Annotated in this window: 14 protein-coding genes; 4 read left to right on the top strand and 10 right to left on the bottom strand. The window is 43.4% G+C overall.

The window, feature by feature from the left end; translation table 11 throughout:
• Positions 1-297: 297 nt before the first annotated feature.
• From LRP49_RS19770 to LRP49_RS19725, 10 genes are all read right to left on the bottom strand, one after another.
• Positions 298-2,622 carry a KAP family P-loop NTPase fold protein gene (locus LRP49_RS19770; RefSeq protein WP_274144245.1) on the bottom strand — a complete coding sequence of 775 codons (2,325 nt, stop codon included), beginning with the start codon at positions 2,620-2,622 and terminating at the stop codon, positions 298-300.
• Between the two features lie 390 nt (positions 2,623-3,012).
• Positions 3,013-4,413, bottom strand: coding sequence for a xanthine/uracil/vitamin C permease (locus LRP49_RS19765; RefSeq protein ID WP_274144243.1), 1,401 nt, complete (start codon positions 4,411-4,413; stop codon positions 3,013-3,015).
• Positions 4,414-4,557: 144 nt separating this feature from the next.
• A complete protein-coding gene (locus LRP49_RS19760) occupies positions 4,558-5,706 on the bottom strand; it encodes an iron-containing alcohol dehydrogenase (RefSeq protein WP_274144241.1) in 1,149 nt (382 codons plus the stop codon).
• A gap of 100 nt (positions 5,707-5,806) precedes the next feature.
• Complete coding sequence (locus LRP49_RS19755; protein WP_274144239.1) at positions 5,807-6,703, bottom strand: sulfite exporter TauE/SafE family protein; 897 nt, start codon at positions 6,701-6,703, stop codon at positions 5,807-5,809.
• Positions 6,704-6,771: 68 nt separating this feature from the next.
• Positions 6,772-9,276 carry a (2S)-3-sulfopropanediol dehydratase gene (gene hpfG, locus LRP49_RS19750; protein WP_274144237.1) on the bottom strand — a complete coding sequence of 835 codons (2,505 nt, stop codon included), beginning with the start codon at positions 9,274-9,276 and terminating at the stop codon, positions 6,772-6,774.
• Positions 9,277-9,450: 174 nt separating this feature from the next.
• Complete coding sequence (gene hpfH, locus LRP49_RS19745) at positions 9,451-10,425, bottom strand: (2S)-3-sulfopropanediol dehydratase activating enzyme (RefSeq protein WP_274144249.1); 975 nt, start codon at positions 10,423-10,425, stop codon at positions 9,451-9,453.
• A 403-nt stretch (positions 10,426-10,828) separates the two neighbouring features.
• On the bottom strand, positions 10,829-11,809 hold the full coding sequence (locus LRP49_RS19740; protein ID WP_274144235.1) for a LacI family DNA-binding transcriptional regulator: 981 nt from the start codon (positions 11,807-11,809) through the stop codon (positions 10,829-10,831).
• A gap of 202 nt (positions 11,810-12,011) precedes the next feature.
• On the bottom strand, positions 12,012-13,517 hold the full coding sequence (locus LRP49_RS19735) for a PIG-L deacetylase family protein (protein WP_274144233.1): 1,506 nt from the start codon (positions 13,515-13,517) through the stop codon (positions 12,012-12,014).
• Between the two features lie 77 nt (positions 13,518-13,594).
• Positions 13,595-14,719, bottom strand: a complete 1,125-nt coding sequence (locus LRP49_RS19730) for a radical SAM/SPASM domain-containing protein (protein ID WP_274144231.1) — start codon at positions 14,717-14,719, stop codon at positions 13,595-13,597.
• 384 nt (positions 14,720-15,103) lie between these two features.
• Entirely contained in the window at positions 15,104-15,412 is a 309-nt protein-coding gene (locus LRP49_RS19725; protein ID WP_274144229.1) for a hypothetical protein, read from the bottom strand.
• A 20-nt stretch (positions 15,413-15,432) separates the two neighbouring features.
• On the opposite strand from LRP49_RS19725, the gene LRP49_RS19720 reads away from it, so the two are divergent.
• The 4 genes from LRP49_RS19720 to dctP all read left to right on the top strand — a co-directional run bounded on the left by LRP49_RS19720 (position 15,433) and on the right by dctP (position 18,815).
• Complete coding sequence (locus LRP49_RS19720; protein ID WP_274144228.1) at positions 15,433-16,155, top strand: FadR/GntR family transcriptional regulator; 723 nt, start codon at positions 15,433-15,435, stop codon at positions 16,153-16,155.
• Positions 16,156-16,232: 77 nt separating this feature from the next.
• Positions 16,233-17,156, top strand: a complete 924-nt coding sequence (locus tag LRP49_RS19715; RefSeq protein WP_274144226.1) for a 2-dehydro-3-deoxygalactonokinase — start codon at positions 16,233-16,235, stop codon at positions 17,154-17,156.
• Positions 17,146-17,793: a 2-dehydro-3-deoxy-6-phosphogalactonate aldolase gene (locus tag LRP49_RS19710; RefSeq protein WP_274144223.1), complete on the top strand. Its 648-nt coding sequence runs from the start codon at positions 17,146-17,148 to the stop codon at positions 17,791-17,793. The genes LRP49_RS19715 and LRP49_RS19710 overlap by 11 nt, the downstream gene beginning before the upstream one ends.
• 20 nt (positions 17,794-17,813) lie before the next feature.
• Positions 17,814-18,815 (top strand): TRAP transporter substrate-binding protein, encoded by a 1,002-nt coding sequence (gene dctP, locus LRP49_RS19705; protein ID WP_274144221.1) that lies wholly within the window; start codon positions 17,814-17,816, stop codon positions 18,813-18,815.
• Positions 18,816-18,859: the final 44 nt, after the last annotated feature.

Raw genomic sequence — 18,859 nt, 5'->3', positions numbered from 1 at the left:
ATCTCCCTATTTCTTATTGAGGAACTGGGTAATTGTATGGGAACATAGAATAGATAAATAGAACTTCCAAAAGTGTCTGTCCCTTTTTTCTGCTAAATACAGAATATAAAGGATGGAAAATAGCAAAATCATACAAGTGTCGATAAAAGATACTATCTGCTCAAAAATTACAGTTGAAATGCACTCTCTAGCGTATAAAAAGGAAATATACGTTAGAGAGTATTTTATCCATACATGATCAGGGTATATGAAGCTGTTCGATAGATGAAGATTATCCTACCCACAGCATTTACACAATTATAATACGGAGAGCATGTTTGCCGAGTACTTCAGTTCTTCTAGTATATCAATGCTAATATTAGGATTTGAATAGCTAGGTAAACTTTCGCTGTTACTAATGTGAATCAATATGTCAATGATGATCTTTTCGTCACATTCAATATCCCATGTGTCAATAAGTTTCTTATCTAGAAGTCTTACGTGAAATATTTGCTTTAAAATCAAATACTTATAATAGAATATCCTGATTTTACGTGGTGTTGGATTATTGAGTCTTGAGATTGATTCAATTAACGCAGTCTCTTCTTCTTTTGATATTTCAATTTCTCTTTCTATGTCCAACTTGTTTGTTTTAAGCTCGGAATTCTCAGATGATTTACTCTCGCCATTATCATCCACCGTAATAACGGTTTCGGATGAATAAATAGGCTCTACAATCAATGCATCTTGACTTTCTGACATTCTATTATCAGGAGCATTTAACTCTTTCCGATCATTTTTAACTAAGTTTGATATGTATTCTTTGACTTCGTCTATTTCTAGGTCATTGAGCTTTATACCTATTATGAATATTTTTTCAATGTATTCTTTAAATAAGTTTCTGTCATTATTGTTTAGCTTTTGATATTTATCTTCAATTGAGTTTTTAAGTATTTTCTCATCAATTGCAGTTATGATAATCAGTCTTTTATGAATTTCTGGATTATCAAGGATGATTCGTAGTCCATCAATTAATTTTACTATTTTGCTGGTTTCACACCTATCAATATCATCAACAAATAGGATGACTTTACCATCATTTTCTTTTGGTATCCATGTTTTAAGAAGGTGCTCAATCTCATTCTCTATCTCAGCTTGCATTCCCAAGTAATCAGAATACCCTGGTTTATGAATATATTGCTTGACAATATTCAAAGCTCGATTCTTATTTGTTAGATAGAATAAGAATAACTTTACAATAAAAATTACACTGAATGAGTTTACTATTAGCTTAATTAATTCGGTGCTGCCATTATAAAAATTCCAATAAATAGAAAAAGATATAATGAGAAGAAAACTAAATATAGGTAAATATTTGTGCTTGCTATAATTGAGACTAAATAGTTTTATTGAACTCGACAACCACTTTGGTAAACATTTATGATTTGGGGTTAAGTATGCATTAATTAAGTTTTCATACAAGTACGCCCAAGATTCTTTTGTTTCTTGATACTTCCAAGCTGAAAAATCAACTCGATGGTAACTATTATCGTTAGAACTTATACTTTCCCAAATTTTGTTGAAGAGATACGTTTTTCCGCGTCCCCATTTACCAAAGATACCCACCATCATTCCTGATTCGTCTGGTTTTTTAGTAATTATTGCCGACAAGGATTTAGATATGGACTCTACATTAAACGATGGAGGAGCCTCCTTAATTAATATGGTTTTAGGTATTTTTATTGGATTGTTTCTTTGTCTAGGTATTGAATTATACCAATCAATAATATACTGATAAGACAATGAATTCTTATTGTTTGCTAAGGAAAGTGTTCCTCTAGTGTTAGGGAATTTATCCATATCACTGTTTGCATATTCTAGGACAATAACTTTCCTTCTATATTTGAACCAATCTAAGTTTAGGGTTTCATCCTTATTATCATTTATTTCTTCCAGTTCGCTATTAACTTGTACTAAAGCGACTGGGATGTTTCCTCTTCGAACTAGAACAATATCGTTGATCTTCATCTTTTCGAAATTGATGAAGGAAGGTTCTTGTTTACTTTTGCCTAAACCTATAAGAGCATATTTCTCAAGAAGTTCTTTCTCCTTCCCCCAATTTACGTAATTTGGATGTAGTTGCATATGCCAGAGCTGAATGTTTGAAGCTACGTCGTTCTCTAAAGGGGCGTTAAAATCAGGAGTATGGCTTTGTGATGTAAGGGCTAACAAAGTGTCAGAGATACCTAACACGTCGCCGTCAACATAGACATCGTATGTATAAAATGTATGTAAAACACGGATTACTTCAGAGCTATTTGTTAAGATAGACCCTTTATAATCATATAAGACGAAATGACTGTTGATGTGATGTTGGATTTCTAGAGCTATTGATTCAAGTCTAAAACCTTTATCTTCATACTCTGCAATGGTGTAGTTTGAAGTGTTTTTTACATTTCCTGATTCACGCATGCCAGGAAACACTTCTTTGGAGTAGTGAGGTGGCTCTGAGTTCAGATTGTTCGAGCGTACTTTAAAATCATCTGGGTCATTGTCATCATCTGATAGTTGATCAGCAATTTCGTAAGGGATGCCATCTTCTCCCCATAAGCCATTCTCTCGTCCCCACTCATAATCACCCATACTAAACTTTACCTAAATATATGAAATTGTTTATATAACTCTATTGTATCAAGCATGATCAATACATGGAATTGCTTATTTTTAGCTTGAGATTAGCTATTATGTTCGAGCTTTTAGTTTGTAATTTTTAACTGAACCTTTAAATGGAACGTAGTTACAAAGCGGTAATTTGTGCTTTGAAAGACTCTCTTATGGCTGTCGAGTCGAGTGTGATTCATTGATGGATATCTGATTTTCTATTTTCAACGGAAAAACCTCCATTGAGTCAAAGACTTTGATTCTTATAGGTTTCAGTGTAGATAATTTACAAATCCCTATCTCTCCGTCAAATTAGAAAAGCCCGCTCACAGAGCGGGCTTTTCATATCTAAAACAAATCACTGACTAAGCACTAGCGTCCATTCGCCACACTAGGTTTTGCGCTGTCTCTCAGCTCGGTCGATTCCAACTCTGCCGCGATTTCGCTTTCATGTCGGTGGCTTTTGCCAAGGTTAACAAACAGGCAAAGGATGATCCCTGCGCCTAAGCCCCATGCGGCACCTTTGGTGGCGATGATGGCGGCCATCACGCCTGCAATACCTAAATCATTGACGGTTTTTGATTTCGTCACACCCACGCGGAACGAAACAAAACCCTGAATAAGCAGTGTGGCTGCCAATGCAATGCCCAACACTGGTTTTACCAAGGTGACGATAGGCAGCAAAAAATAGCCGACAAAGGTGCCGTAACGGTAGGAAATAGCACCATTGTTGATGGAGTTCATGGTCTTAGGCCCCAGCTTGAAGCGTTCACAAACTACTACTTGCATGGCTGCCGCAAGCGGGCCGCACAAGGTGATCGTCGGGCCGAAAATACCCATCAGGACATTTCGCATACCAAAGATCATATTGGAACGGTTGGCGTTGTAATCAATCTTCTCATCTGGGCGCTTTTTACTGGCGTCTTCCAACAGACATTTGGCTTGAACAACATCACCAAACAAAATGATGTAGGTAGAAATCACGGCAGGTAAACCCATCACGAACATTTCGAGTGGGGGCCAGCCAAGGCCAAAGATAGTCCAGTTCTGGAACAATTCCCCAAAGGCGAGGGTCGTAAAGCCCCACTCAATTTGAGGCCATGGGATTTCACCCACTAAAGGGCCGACAATAATCGCCAGCAGGATAATCGGTAATGAGCCTAAATCGGCCAGAATCTTGGTGAACTTGTTGGCGTTTCTTTGGCTCTTGAAGTGGCTAGAGAACAATAAATAGAAGCCAACACCGGTACAAACGATGATAGAAATAGGGGCCTGTTCAAAGCGACCACCTTCAACCAATACCGAGTTAACGGCAGCGATGCCCGCACCGATAATAATGCCAGATTTCATGGCATTAGGAATGATAGACGCGACACGCTCTCCCAAGCCTGCAACGCCTAAGAGAATAGAGAGCACACCTAAAGAGATCTGAAACGCGATGAGTGCATGAACACGCTCTACGCCAATATCAAATTGGCCAAGGTAGAGAATGACAATAGGGATTGCGGGTGTTATCCAGCCGGGGATGATCGGGTCACCCAGCAGAATGTGTAAAAAATAGAACAAGCCATTTAAGACGACAATGGTCACTGCGACTTCAAATGGCATTCCTAGATATTCTTGTAGAATCGGAATCATGCCTAGGCACACTGCACAAAGCAGCAGACCTTGCATAAAATCTACTTTTTCAAAGCCTACATGAATGAAGGGTATCCTGAGCTTAAAGGGGCCAGCAGGTATATACGGCTGTTCCTCTCCATGTTCTCTTTTCATGACAAACCTATAAATAAAAAATTCCATATATATCCACTCACAAAACCTGTGTTGGTTGCTGCCATGAAAAAGTAGCTATATATCGAATTTCAGAAACAGGGCACTCGAAACAACCAGAGGGTTTCGAGTGCCGATATAGGTCGATTAGATCGCTTGTTTGTAAAGCTCAATCATATCTTCAAGCGTGGTCTCACGTGGGTTACAAAGCACGTTACCGCTCTTCATCGCGTCTCTTGCCATCTCTTCGATAAGGTCGCTTTTCACGCCGACTTCAGAGAGCGTTCTTGGGATCTTGAGGTCATCGTTCAGCTGTTGGATCTCTTCGATTAACATCTCAGGCGTGAAGTTTTCTACTGGCGCATCACCTTTACGGATGAAGTTGTAAATCACTTCATAGCGGCCTTTGTCAGCCACAGCGTTAAACTTCATCACGGTAGGCAGCAGAATGGAGTTAGCAACACCGTGTGGTACGTGGTAGAAGGCACTCACAGGGTGGCTCATGGCATGCACGTTACCGAGGCGAGCCCACGCAAACGCGATACCCGCAAAGTTGCTGCCGACCATCATGGCGCAAGCGGCATCTTCATCTTCGCGATTGGCAACGAACTTACGCAGGTTGGCACCAATCAGCTGCATCGCTTTCTCTGCCATGGTGTCGGTAAATGGCGATGCATTTTTGGATACGTACGCTTCGATTGCATGAATCAAGGCATCAACACCACACGCGGCTGCAATAGATTCAGGCGCAGTCATGATCAGTTGTGGGTCCAAAATCGCGTATTTTGGTAGGGTCTCGTAACTGACGATAGAGAACTTATAGTTGATCGCTTCATCTGTAATCACAGACGATGCCGTGGCTTCGCTGCCGGTTCCCGCTGTGGTTGGGATTGCGATCATTGGCACGATAGGGCCAGGTACTTTGTTCAGGCCTTCATATTGTTTAATGTCGCCGCCAAATTTCGCAAGAATACCAACGGTTTTGGCAACATCAAGCGGGCTTCCGCCACCTAACGCAACAATGCTGCTCGCACCACATTCTTTGTAAAGTGCTGCCGCTTCGTTGACGATTGTAATCGTTGGGTTAGGTATAACGTCCAAGTAAGAAGTACATTTGATACCACCTGCTTCGATGATCTCTTGCACTTTTTTTACTACGCCAAGGCTTTCAAGTCCGCGGTCAGAAATCAAAAATACGTGGTCTGAATTATTGTTGGTTAGGATCTCAGGTAATTTGTTTAAGCTGCCCAAGCCAAATTCAATATTTTGTGGAATTTTAAAATTAAAGTCTTTCACTGAATGTTCCTCAACAAACAAGTACGCCGATAAGCAGTACTTGTTTGGAATGTAAAAAATATCTGTAGCAACAATTGCTACTTAAAAAGGTTGTGGTGAATTAGCGAGTCTGAAGCTTTTCAACGTTTACTTTACGTTTTTTGAATACGTTGAATGTGTAACCCGCTAGCACGATCGCGGTGCCGATCATTGACATCATTTTGCTGTCAGCCGTCCATGGAATGTTACTTAGCAGCATGTTAGAACCGATGATCAGCAGAACCACGTAAACGATGCGTAGGAATTGTTCGCGGTTGATCTTCTCAAGGAAGCGCATACCGAAGAAGAAGCCAATACCCGCCAGAGGAAGAGCAATCAACAGAGCACTGTTCAATTCGTTGGTGAATGCGCCGTTTTGGTGTTGGTTAAAGAGGTTCCAAGAGTTCAGTACTACCCAAAGCATGGTCATGGTATTACGGAATTTTTTCTTGTCTTTTACTGCTTCCAGTGTGTAAACAGTGATAAGTGGACCACCGATGTTAAACGCGCCGTGCACAATGCCGCCAAGGATCAAACAGCCGTAACGGAAGGTGCGTTTTACAAGTGTGTCAGCCACTTCAACGTCGTCCATTTCTTTGATGACAAGCGGCTTGATGACGTACTTGTGAAGGTTCATCAAGGCAATGATGGTAACCATGGCACCGATGAGCACTTTTGCGGTTTCTGGGCTGATTTGGTAGAACAGATATTGGCCAATCAAAATGCCTGGCGCACATAGAACAACAATCTTACCCAGATCTTTCCATGAGATATCTTTTCTGCCCTTAACGGCTAAATAGTACAAAAAGGGAATAGTAATGGCAGTGCCGTAAGGCACACCCATGGTGGTACCCAGTAAACCGTTGGTCACAGGGGCGGCGATAACGGTACAGCCAAAGCCTGTTGTGCCTTGGATAAAGAAACCAATTACTTGCATTAATCCAACAAGCAAGTAGTCAATTTTAAACGTGAAATCCACGAGAGTGTCTCCAGACGAGGAGGATAGACGTCCTATCCTCCTGGGTTATTGTCGGTTGATTTGCGTGATTAGAAACGTAGCTCGGTACGGTCAATCAAATCGTTCTGTAATGGGAGACCCAGTTCCACGAAGTAAGCACTGTAACCAGCTACGCGTACTAGCATGTCTTTGTACAGCTCTGGGTTCTTCTGAGCTGCGCGCATTTTGTCTGCACTCATGATGTTGAACTGAACGTGCATCCCTTGCTTTGACATGTACTCATCAATGAAGCTGATTAGGATGTCGCGGCCTTCAACGCCAGCGACGGAGTCTTCAGGGAAACGAAGGTTGAGCAGCGTGCCGTTAGTGGCTTTGGCATGGTCAACTTTGGTGACTGAGTTAACTACCGCAGTTGGGCCAGCAAAGTCATGGGAGCCGCCAGCGGTATGTACTGGGCCCATGTTGTCTGAAATTGGCTCTTGGGCTTTGCGGCCATCAAGAGAGGCATTCATAAAGAGACCCATACCCACGTTCGCATTTACTGTGTATACGCCTGGGCTGAATGAGCCACCACGCAGGGTTGGACGACCGGAAATGTTTTTGCAGTAGCATTCAAACATGTATTTGAAGAGCTCATCCGCTTCGTCGATGTCATTGCCGTAGTGAGGGATCTTGGTGCTGTTGACCAGCGCATAAAGCTTGTCGTGGCCTTCCCAGTTGTCACGCAGTGCGGTTAGCAGCTCTTTACCTGTGTATGACTTGTCTTCGAACATCAGTTTTTTGATGGTCGCCAGCGAGTCCGCACAGGTCGCAATACCTGCCGCTTGAGGGCCAATACCGTTGTATTTCACGCCGCCCGCTGTCATGTCACGACCAGATTCGATACAGCCTTCGAAGAATGCTGAGATAAATGGCGTCGGTTTAAGTGCTGCATGCACTTTATCGGTAATGTTTAGCGTGCTGCAGAGTTGGTCGCACCAGAATTCAAATTGCTTATCAACGCTGGCAAGCACGTCTTCAAACGATTGGTACGTTTCAAGGCTTCCCGTATCTGGCCCTAGTTGAAGGTCGGTGTTTGGTCCTGCAACAAGACGACCGTGGTTCAGCACCATTTCCATCATCTTGGCGGCGTTAACGTAACCCGCGTCTTGCCAGCCATGTTCTTTACCCGGAATGGTTGGTTCTACACAACCGACAACGGCGTAATCAAGGGCTTCTTCTTGTGTCATGCCTTTGGCAAGCATGGCTTTAATCGCAGGACCGTCGTTAAACAGTTTCGGGTGGCCGTATCCTGCACGAATACATTCGGTGACTTTGACTTTCAGCTCGTAAGGCGTGTTTTCGTGCATGCGAACACATACCCATGGGTTCATCATGCGGGTATGAACAGATGCCTCAAGCATAAGCATGGTGAGGTCATTCGTCGCATCATTCCCTTTTGTATCAACACCACCAATCGTTAGGCTTTCACCACCGAAACCGCGGCCGTTACGAACGCGCACCGTGCCTTTGTCTTTCAGTTTGGTCGGGTTGTTCATTTTGACGTAGAGCACTTCAATCAGCTCTAGAACGAACTCTTTTGCTACGCCGTTGTTTTTAACGTCCGCCAGGTAAATTGGGTTCAGCCACTGGTCCATACGTCCGTAAGAGATTGAGTGACCATTGCCTTCGATTTGCGTCAGCGTCGTTGCAAAGTTAAACAGCTGAACCGCTTGCCAGAATGTTTGTGGCGCGCCGCCAGCAATCTGGTAACAGTTCTCTGCCATTGCAGCAAGTTCTTGCTTTCTTTTCTCGTCTGACTCGCTTGCCGCCATTTCGTTTGCAAGGTCTGCGTAGCGAGTGATGTATTTTTTCGCCGCGTTTTGTGTGATCAGCGTTGCTTTGTAGTAATCACGTTTAGCGGCACAATCGGCGTCTTTCTTCGACAGTTTCGCCAGTGCCTCTTCTGCTTGCGCGATGACACCATCAAAACCTTCACGCATTAAACGCGCAAAATCCATGGCGAAGTGGCCGATACCGGCAAAATGGTAGTTATTGGTTTGGAAGATCTTCTCGCCAATGTGTGAGCCATTTTTCTGGTCTTGGTCTAGTGTGGCAGTGATCATTTCGTTCACTGTTTTGCCTTTCCAATACGCGCAAAGTTCTAATATTTCAGCACGTTCTTCATCGCTACGAATATAGAATTGGTCGTTGGTGCGCTCTTCAAACGGAGAGTTGGTGATTTCATCAATGATCCAATCGACAGAGAATTCTGGGTAGATAGGGGACGCTTTTGCAGGTGCTGCAATTTCACCAAGAATCAGGTCTTCTTCGTAGATATACAGAGTGGTATTGAGAAGAATGTTTTCGAACGCATAAGCACTTTGCAGAATGCGTGGCGCAACTTCGTGCTTCTTAAATGCTTCGGTGACTAAACGCAGACGCTCTACATCAATCTCATAAGGGCGATCTAAAAAGGTTTGGCGTAAACGGTTAACACGCGGGAAGGGAGACCAATCATCGTGTCCTACTTCATAACCTAGACCATAGACTTTATCAAACGCATCGACGCCGCGAGCAGACGTGGTTTGCTTATTTGCTACAGATTCGTACATGTAACATCCTTATATTTTATCAAATGCAAAAACAAAGATGATTGGGTCAAATATCTTTGTTTTTGTATTTAACGTACGCAGTATTAACGTGATAAGAAAAAGAGCACAGATGCTCTTATTTCTTCTCTGTTATATCGATTTAAATATGTCGATTGAAAATATTATGCGTGAAGGCTATTTCTCTCTTGTCCCAACAACACAATGAATACCTCTGCTGTTGAAGTAATCTGCAATGTTACTTATCTTCTGTTGGAACGCATTCCTTTCAAAAACAACGTCTTCCATTTGGTATGGCAATCCCAATGAGCGATACTTTTCCTCGCCTAGGCGCATAAAGCTCAACAGTTGTAGCGTCCTGACTTTGTTATCTAAATTATTAATAATGAAGTCAGCGGTGGCTTGGATGTTCTTCTCATCATCATTCACATTTGGAATGACGGGAATTCTTAAAATGAATTCAATATTTTCGTGCGCGAGTTTTGTTAGGTTCTCTAAAATTCTCTCGTTATAAACACCGGTATAGGCTTTATGCACATCGGTATCCATGTGTTTAATGTCAGAGATCACTAAATCTGTATGAGGCAGTATTTTTTCAAGTTGAGACCACTTGCCGTAGAAGCTGGATTCCAAACAGGTATGTATCTCTTCTGCTTGGCAGGTTTTAAACAGTTCGGCGACAAAATCCGCTTGGCCGATGGGATCACCGCCAGATACGGTCACACCGCCGCCAGAACGCAGGTAAAACCCTTTGTCTTTACGAATCACTTTCATGCATTCGTCGATAGACATGGTGTTGCCCCATTTTTTGATAGCGTCAGAGGGGCAGGCGTTATGGCACTTCATGCAGTTTGTGCATTTACTGCTGTCGATTTCCGTGAGTTTCTCGTCGACAAACGTCAGCATGCTGCTGTCAGGACAAACATCGATGCAGGCACCACACTTATCTTTACCAATGCATTTAGTCTCATAAATGCCGGGTTGAATATAGTGCTTAAAGCTTTCAGGATTTCCGCACCACTTGCAGCGAAGTGGGCAGCCTTTTAAGAACAACTCAGTACGAATGCCAGGGCCATCATCAATCGTGAACAACTGAATATTGAACACGTTGCCATGCTGTTTATCGTTTAAAGGGTTGTTACATAAGTTCATTTTCAATGGTACATCCATGCATACGTATGCAATGGAATTTAGACGATCGGATTTAGTCGTTTATTGACTTAAATCAGAATTGCATGATTTCCGGTATCACATACCCCTTTAGTGGGACATTTATCACTTTAAATTTAGAGAGTTGCGATATTTTTGAGCGGTGGGTTGAAAATGGATGTGGAAGAACCGTGTTGGGAAAAAACACGGAGCTTTATCAGAATTGGGTTGATGTAAATGCAATGTTGCTGCGTTGTGTTTGTTAGTGTGTTTTTCTGATGCATTGTTCTAAGTCGGCTGACTTTATTTCGCGTCGAGCAATTGATGGGTAGTCGAGTCAAAATGCAGTGAAAGAGAGTGACAAAACGACGCTGACTACCCAAGGGGAATAGATGATGGTGAGCCTTTAAGACGCGCGCTCAACTAAGGTACCTTTAAACAGTATGTAGTTACCTGTTTTTTCATTATTGCCGTTAATACGGCCGAACAGATCCTCAACGGCAGACTTACAAATGATATCCGTCGGTGGTTTTATCGTGGAAAGTTGGTAAGAAGGCCAAGAAGCCATAGGAATATCATCGACACCGATAATTTTATACCCTCCTTGATTATGCATTTTTAGACCTTCAATAAAGCCAATACCAATAATGTCGTTTGCACAAAAAACGGCATCAACCTTATGGGAGCTGTTTATCAATTGTTCAGCGGCTTGCATACCAGATTCGATATCGAATGACGCTGATATTCTGATCGGTTCGGCTAAACCTAACTCAAGCGTTCTGCGATGAAATGCGTTCCAACGAAGCTCACAGGTCATTGATCCGCCTTCGCTACCTACAAATGCAAATGACGAACAGCCTTTTTTGAAAAAGTAGTCTGCAGCTTGGTTGCCGGCATCATCATTATCGAGGCCGACACTGTTGGCTCGGAAGCCATCTATGTAACGGTTAATAAAACTTAAACAAACACCGTATTGTTCGCACTGTTCAATAACATTACTGCTCAAACGGCTGGTCGCAATAATCAAACCATCAACTTGATACTCAAACGCCCTTTGAATGGCGGAATCGAGATCGCCGTTGGAGATAGGGCAGAGAATGGCATGTCCACCTTTCGCCTGTATTTCTGATGCCAGCATACGCGCTTGCAAGTCGTACATAGGGTTGGCACTGCTGTCCAATGCGATGGCGATTAAACCGGAACGATTGGAAATCAGGCTGCGAGCTAATGCATTAGGTTTGTAGCCCAACTTCGCTGCACCTTCCAAAATATAGGTCCGCTTTTCATCGCTGATGCTGGCCTTAGGGTTAAAGGCTCGAGATACCATCGATTGGGAAACGCCGAGATGTTTGGCGATATCATTGGAAGTCAGGTTGGGCTTTTTCATGAATGCTTACTGCTTAAGTCTATGTATTGCTTATTGATTCGCAATTTGTGGCGTAATTTTATGCCTTATTAATCCCTACATCAATCATTGTCATGTCTATGAAGAAATAGCGTGGATTGATTCGCTGTCCTGTTTCTACGGGGCATGATGCCGTATTTTAGCGTATCCACTGACGTGTTTGTCCTACCTATTCCGGTGACATCTAAGCAACGGACAATGTTTTTTCCTCTACTTGGTCAGGGTTATTGACAAAATCTTGTGCCAACTCCTCCACGCGCTCTTCAAATGCGCGGAACATAGAAGAACTCCATTCGGACAAGTAGTATTCCGTCCCGTCTAAAAGTGCCCGCGCTGCGTTTAGGCGTTCAGGAAATTTGAACTCAAAACAAGAGACGAAAATGAAAGCGTCTTGCCTTTCTGATAAGCGCGTTAAGGTATTATGTAATCCGTTTGATTGGGCATCATACAGCGTGACGTCAACGTTTCTGTTTTCAAACATCGAAACCCTTGCGGCTTCAGTGCGCTTGGTAAACACCTCTAAAGAAATATCGAACGCAGAGCATGCTTTAATGAATGCCTCGACGTCACCAGCCACAAAGTAGTCATTAAGCACTAAGCAGACTTTTTTGTTCTTAATAGCCAATGAGAGTGCAGGTTTCATTGCATCAAAGCGTTCGAAGTGTTGGTAGGAGAGCGCATTCGGTGTGGTGTTGATTTTCCACATACGCTCTGACGGAACGCCCGTGATGTGGGAGTACGCTGCCGCTTCAATTTTTGGCCACATCTTGTCGACCTTAAACTGGGAACCAAAAATAGAAACGAGGTTTTTCTTTTCATCCATGACGTCTGAAATATCAATATTACAAACGCTGGTGTCGCCGTAAGGGAAAAGGTTAGCGTGAAGCTTTTCCGTAAACGCCTTTCCTGCATCATACCCATAGGGCTGGTCTTCGAAGAAATAGATATCCGCCGTTTCTAAAAGCTCTGGGTGTTGATTAAGCATCAATACCGCAGCGTTGCGGATGTTGTGATGATCGGCATGAAGCCCTGTTGCGAGCGGTAACCAGAGTTCGGTTGGTTTGAGCTCGGAAATGTTGGCATAAAGGTGCTCGGCAAGGTACGAAAGTTCTGATTCAGGGAAGAGGTCGCGGCAGTCTGGTTGGTTCCATCGAATAGGTTGATCGGTCATACCCATCGTTTTATGTGCTGCGCCCATCATTGCGGCAGAAATACGGGCTTCACGTTCTCTTCGACTTGATATGTAGTCGCGTTTTCCGCGTGTTTTCTCTGAATAACTGGTGTAGTCCGTGTATTGGATGGCGGTCAATATGGTGGTGCGCTGCTTTCCGCGTCGCTTGATAAGGGCTCCGCCCACAGACAATGCTGCATCATCAATGTGAGGCTCTAACACGACCAGATGTTTGTCGTCCTCGACCGCCGTATTTGCATCAATACGAGGGTAAGCGTGTACCAATCCGAGTTGAAGCCATTGCTTTAAAATGGGCTCGCACGATGGGTATTTTTTCAGGAGGTCATCAAAAGAGCATGGCGCATCTAATTCAACAAATAGGGAGTGCCAAGGACCGAGCTGGCAAACAGGTTTCTTTGAACGATGATACGAGCCCAGTGTGTAGTAAACGTCATTATTGTCTATTTCAAAGTTTGGATTTCTGATGAAACATAATTGACGTTTTGTTGAATTCTTCATTATCTAACCAATGACCTAGCTGTATTTGTATATTTGATTATTTTTTATTAAATAAATTGCGTTGGTGATGAAGTGCATCACCATGCAAAATCGATAAAGGTATCCCCGTCATTCCCATACCGAATATTGTTTTCGTCTATTAACTGCTTTAATCGGTGATGCTCAGGGTGTGAAGGGTGGTGAATTGCCTCATCCTCAAATGTTCCATTAATCGAATATGCGGACTGTGCCCAAGCCTGAAGAGGATTGATAATAATGGTGTCTGCCTTGAGTTCTTTACCGAGTTGAATGAATACTGGTATTTCATGGTAATTACTTTTTCGATAAATCATGACGATGGAGATAGATTCCAATTCTCCGTTCTCGAGCAATTCTCTGACAAAATACATGTTTTCCATCAAGGTTTGGAAAGAGTCTCCCCTGACAACCTCGTAAGTGGATTCAGTAGCCGCGTCAATTGAGATACAGGCATGAATTTTCTTTGCTCTGAACGTAGGGTGAATGCGGTACCAGTTTTTTCGGTTCCAGAGAACGGCATTCGATCTGAATTTAATTTCTTTTAGGTTTGGGAAGTCGCTGACCGGAAAGTCTCGAAGAAATTTGTTATACCATTTGCTCGCAAACACATCACCGGAACCATCTAACTCTAGGAACTCGATGCCAGGGGTTATGCTTCTCAAATTGCCATAGAGTGTATCCAGCCGTTCAGTGCCAGATTTGTCGATAAACAGGGCGTCGCGACATGAAGGACACTTGAGGTTGCAACTCGGGTCAATGCCCAAATACAAACGGGTCGGCATCCCTGTTAACGTCCCATCAAACGTGTCAGGGCTATCAGAAAACGAGGAATAATTACTTTTTGATAAGTGCTCATCACAACGAATTTCTTCAAGCGTATGCAGCAGTAATCTGGCTTCAGGGCTTTGCTTGTTTGCCAATGCTGAGCAAGATTTTTCGTTACAGTAGCGCAGACTTCCGTCTGTGAAGGACTGACGAAACGTTTTGTAAACTTCGTTGTTCCAAATGCGCTTAGCATCTTCGCTAAAGAGGTTCCCAGCAACAGGGGACATGTTCTTAATATGGGAGCCACAACAGAGGTTCACGTTTCCTAGTTCATCGACTAAAACCTGATTAAAAGGAATGGTGCAAAGGATTGGATTTACAGCAGTAATATCTCGGATATCAATGTTATTTTCGAGCATGTTCACTGTTTCATTCTCTAGCCATAGAGGTTGAAAGGGATATTTAGATTCTGCTGTTTATGAAAACGCAGTTCTAAACGTATTTATATTTTGGTGAATATGCTATTGGCTTTTTTCTGGCGTAGGAATTGTGACACTGTCATTTTGCGACACATAAAGCGAAGGGTTAAAGCGTGGCTTTCAATAATGCTGTCAATTAATTGTTGAATAATGTAATGAATATGGCGGATTTCCTTTTTAAAACTGATTGATTCTATGAAATGCATCGATACTTATTGGAAATGCTCGCAAACGTTTGAGGTTAAATTCGATGGTCGTCGAGTTTTTCGGAATCTGAAATTAGAGTGACATCAATACGGAATGTCACTCATTATTCTTTTGTAGCTAATACAGTTTTTTCACCGGCTCCCATTTCCCCTCATTATCTCTCGATCTCACCGACGCATACACAAACGCCATACCTTGCGCACCGTTTTCGACGGTGGGGTTGGTGAGTGAAAGCGGGTCAGGGGCATTGCCGGAAATGTCATCAACAATGTTTGATGCAAAATCATAGTAAAGGTTGGCAAAGGCTTCGGGGTTCTCACCATCAAAAAATCTACGATTTATACTTTTCTTGGCTGTACTGCATATTCCTTTTTCTGAATAAATACACATAACTGGACATATGATGTATCCTTGCAAAGAAATCATGTCACACAAGAGAAGGTAAGATGAAAACAAAGCCTGTATCTGAAACGCTTGCGGAAGAGATTGCGAATCTCATCGTTTCTGGTCGCTATGGTACGGATGATCAATTACCCGGTGAAAATGAGATAGCCCGTCAGTTCGACAAATCCAGAACGACAGTGCGTTCGGCACTGCAAAGTCTGGCTTCAAAAGGAATGCTTATCATCCAACCGAAAAAACGAACAACCATTGCGGCTATTGAAAATTGGAACTGGTTGGACGGTGATGTATTGCGCTGGACAGCCCAAGTAAAAAGTAGTGATCGCATATTGCGAGACTTGATTGCGACACGTCTGATTTTTGAACCAAATATTGCTGCGTTGGCTGCACTAAATGCAACAAGCCGTGACTTGGCTGAGATTGAGGCTGGTTATGAAATCATGCGTGATGCCAAGGAAGAGATGAACCGTGACAAATTTAATCAAGGTGATATTCGTTTCCATAACGCGATTATTCGTGCCTCACATAACCCGTTTCTTTTAGCATTAGGAGACATGCTTGCCGCCACAATGGAGCTTTCATTTTCCAATACCTTGGAAGAGGATGTGAGTCTAAGTGGCCCCGCACTACAAGAGCACTGGGACGTCCTCGATGCAATCCGAATGCGGGACGCAGCAACTGCCCGAAACTGTATGCGTGAGATGGTGTTGGCGTCTATGCGTAAAGTGCTCAACGATCAGCCTGATTACGTAAATTTAATCCCGTAATAGATTTTAGGTTTTGATCACACACAAAGGGTAAAAAAGTACCTATCATGCTTGTCATACAAGATAGGAATGTATGTATGACAAATATGAGTCTTAAAGCAAGTTGGGTCGCGGTAGATTGGGGAACATCCAATTTTCGTGCATTCCTGATGACGCCAGAAGGTCAAACTATCGACAAGCTGACGGCATCTTGCGGGTTGCTTGCCGTGCCCAACGGCCAATTCTCTGACACCTTTCAACAACTTGTTAGCCCTTGGGCTGACTCCATCAACTCGTTGTCAGTTCTTTTTGCTGGCATGGTAGGTTCCCAGCAAGGTTGGCGTGATGTGCCATACGTATCGCTGCCAGTCTCTCCCGACGCACTAATTCAGAACATGGCCGACGTGACGTTGCCATGGGGCAAAAAGGGTTGGATTGTTCCGGGTGCAACGGGAGATAACGATTTTGACCTGCCAGATGTGATGCGTGGTGAAGAAGTGCAGTTGATGGGTCTAGTAAGTCTTACTGATAACTGTGTTACACACGCCATTCTGCCGGGCACGCACAGCAAACACGTTCACGTTAAGTCCGGTGAACTGACCCATTTTCAAACCTATATGACTGGTGAGTTGTTCTCAGTACTCAAACAACACTCGATTTTAGGTCGCCAACTGCCCGAGCAACAGCATTGTGATACGAGCTACTTGTTGGGGGTGGATGCAGGTCGCAAGGGCGCGTTGAGCTCAGTACTGTTTTCTGCCCGTACACAGCGACTCTTCAACCATGTCGCACCTGAGAATGTAGAGAGCTACCTGTCTGGTGTGCTGATCGGTGCTGAACTCGGCACTCTCAATGAAGACGGGCCTATCTATCTCGTTGGCGATGAAAAACTCTGCCAACGTTACCTTCTTGCCATCGAGCATTTGGATCTGCAAGGAAAGATAATGTCTGGCGACGAATGCTTCCTCGCTGGCATGACCACCATTTATCAGCAAAGTAGGAATCGCTGCCATGTCGCCTGAACAATTTATCGACAGTGAATCGTTCAAGTCTCTGCCTCTTGTCGCCATTCTGCGTGGTATTACGCCCGCAGAAGTGCTCCCGGTGGCGGAGGCATTAATCAATGAAGGGTACACGCTTATCGAAGTACCGCTAAATAGTCCTGATGCACTTACCAGCATTCGCTTATTAGTAGAAAAATTTGGCAACCAAGCCTTAGTCGGGGCGGGAACCGTTACCACGGTATCACTGTTGGATGAAGTGCTTGCCACTGGCGCTCGCCTGATCGTCACACCGAACATGAACCCTGACGTCATTAAACGCGCTGCCGAGCATGGTTGTGTGACATTGCCGGGAGTAATGACGCCAACAGAAGCATTTGAAGCACTAGCGTGTGGGGCGAGTGGATTGAAGTTTTTCCCAGCAGATTCTATTGAACCTCGTTACATCAAAGCACTGAGAGCTGTGTTACCGAAAGGCGTAGCTTGCTTCCCTGTTGGGGGAGTCAATGCAGATCCTGCTCAAATGCGTGAATTTAGACAGGCTGGCGCGTCTGGCTTTGGTTTAGGTTCCGGCCTATATAAACCGGGAAACACTGTAGAAGAAATAATAACAATAGCCCGTCAATATCGTGAAGCATGGGCGAATTCCAATAATTAATATGCTCAAGGAAGCGTGAAATGAAAAAGACCCTTACCTCAATAATTGTATCAATGGCTTTATTTGGACTCACCGGATGTGGTGAAAGCGGCGATGACGTAAAGGTGATGAAAGTGGGCATTGGTGTTCCAGAATCACACTTTGAATTTAAAGCGATGAAGTCTTTTGAGGCATTTGTAGAAGAACAAACGCAAGGCAAATTAGACGTTCAAATATATGCAAGTAACCAACTTGGTAATGACCAAGAAGTTTTGGAGTCAATTAAACTTAACACGGTACAAATGAACCTTCCTGCACCTGCAGTAATGGGAAATATTGTTAAAGAGTTTAATATTCTCGAGCTACCATTTATTTTCCCAACCGAAGATATTGCAAACCAAGTTGTTGACGGTCAATGGGGTAAAGACCTTTTGGGTAAACTCGAAAATGCGGGCTACGTAGGTTTAGGTTACGGTAACTTTGGTTTCCGCCATGTCACCAACAGCATCAAACCGATTACGCAGCTGAGCGACTTTGAAGGTTTGAAACTTAGAACTATGCAAAACCGCTCACACTTGGATGCGTTCCGAGCGCTAGGTTCAAACCCAACGCCAATGCCGTTCTCCGAGCTGTTCTCATCTCTACAGTTGGGCACAGTGGATGGTCAAGAAAACCCATTCACTAATATTTATTCTCAACGCCTGTTTGAAGTGCAGCCTTACGCGTCAGACACTGGCCACGTGTATAGCTGGGTTGTCTTTGTTGTTGGTAAGAAGTTCTATGATGGCCTGACACCTGAGTATCAGAAAATTTTGCAGCAAGGCGCAGATATCGTGAAAGAAGAGATGCGATCAGCGGTGCGCATTCAGGATGAAGAGTCACTGCAAAAAATGATCGAAGCTGGCGTTGAGTTCCATCAATTAACGGACGCAGCGAAAGAAGAAATTCGTGAAGCAGTTGCACCTGTTGTGAAAAAACATGGTGACCAAATAGATCCTGCATTCTTCTCAGAACTACAAAAAGAAGTAAACAAACTTTCTTAATTAATAAAGGGGCTGGCCCAGGCCCCTTTTTATTTAAACATCCA

The organism is Enterovibrio qingdaonensis (assembly GCF_028683135.1).
GTDB lineage: Bacteria > Pseudomonadota > Gammaproteobacteria > Enterobacterales > Vibrionaceae > Enterovibrio > Enterovibrio qingdaonensis.
Note: the sequence above shows the minus strand (reverse complement) of the source record. Positions and strands in the feature narration are given on the sequence as shown.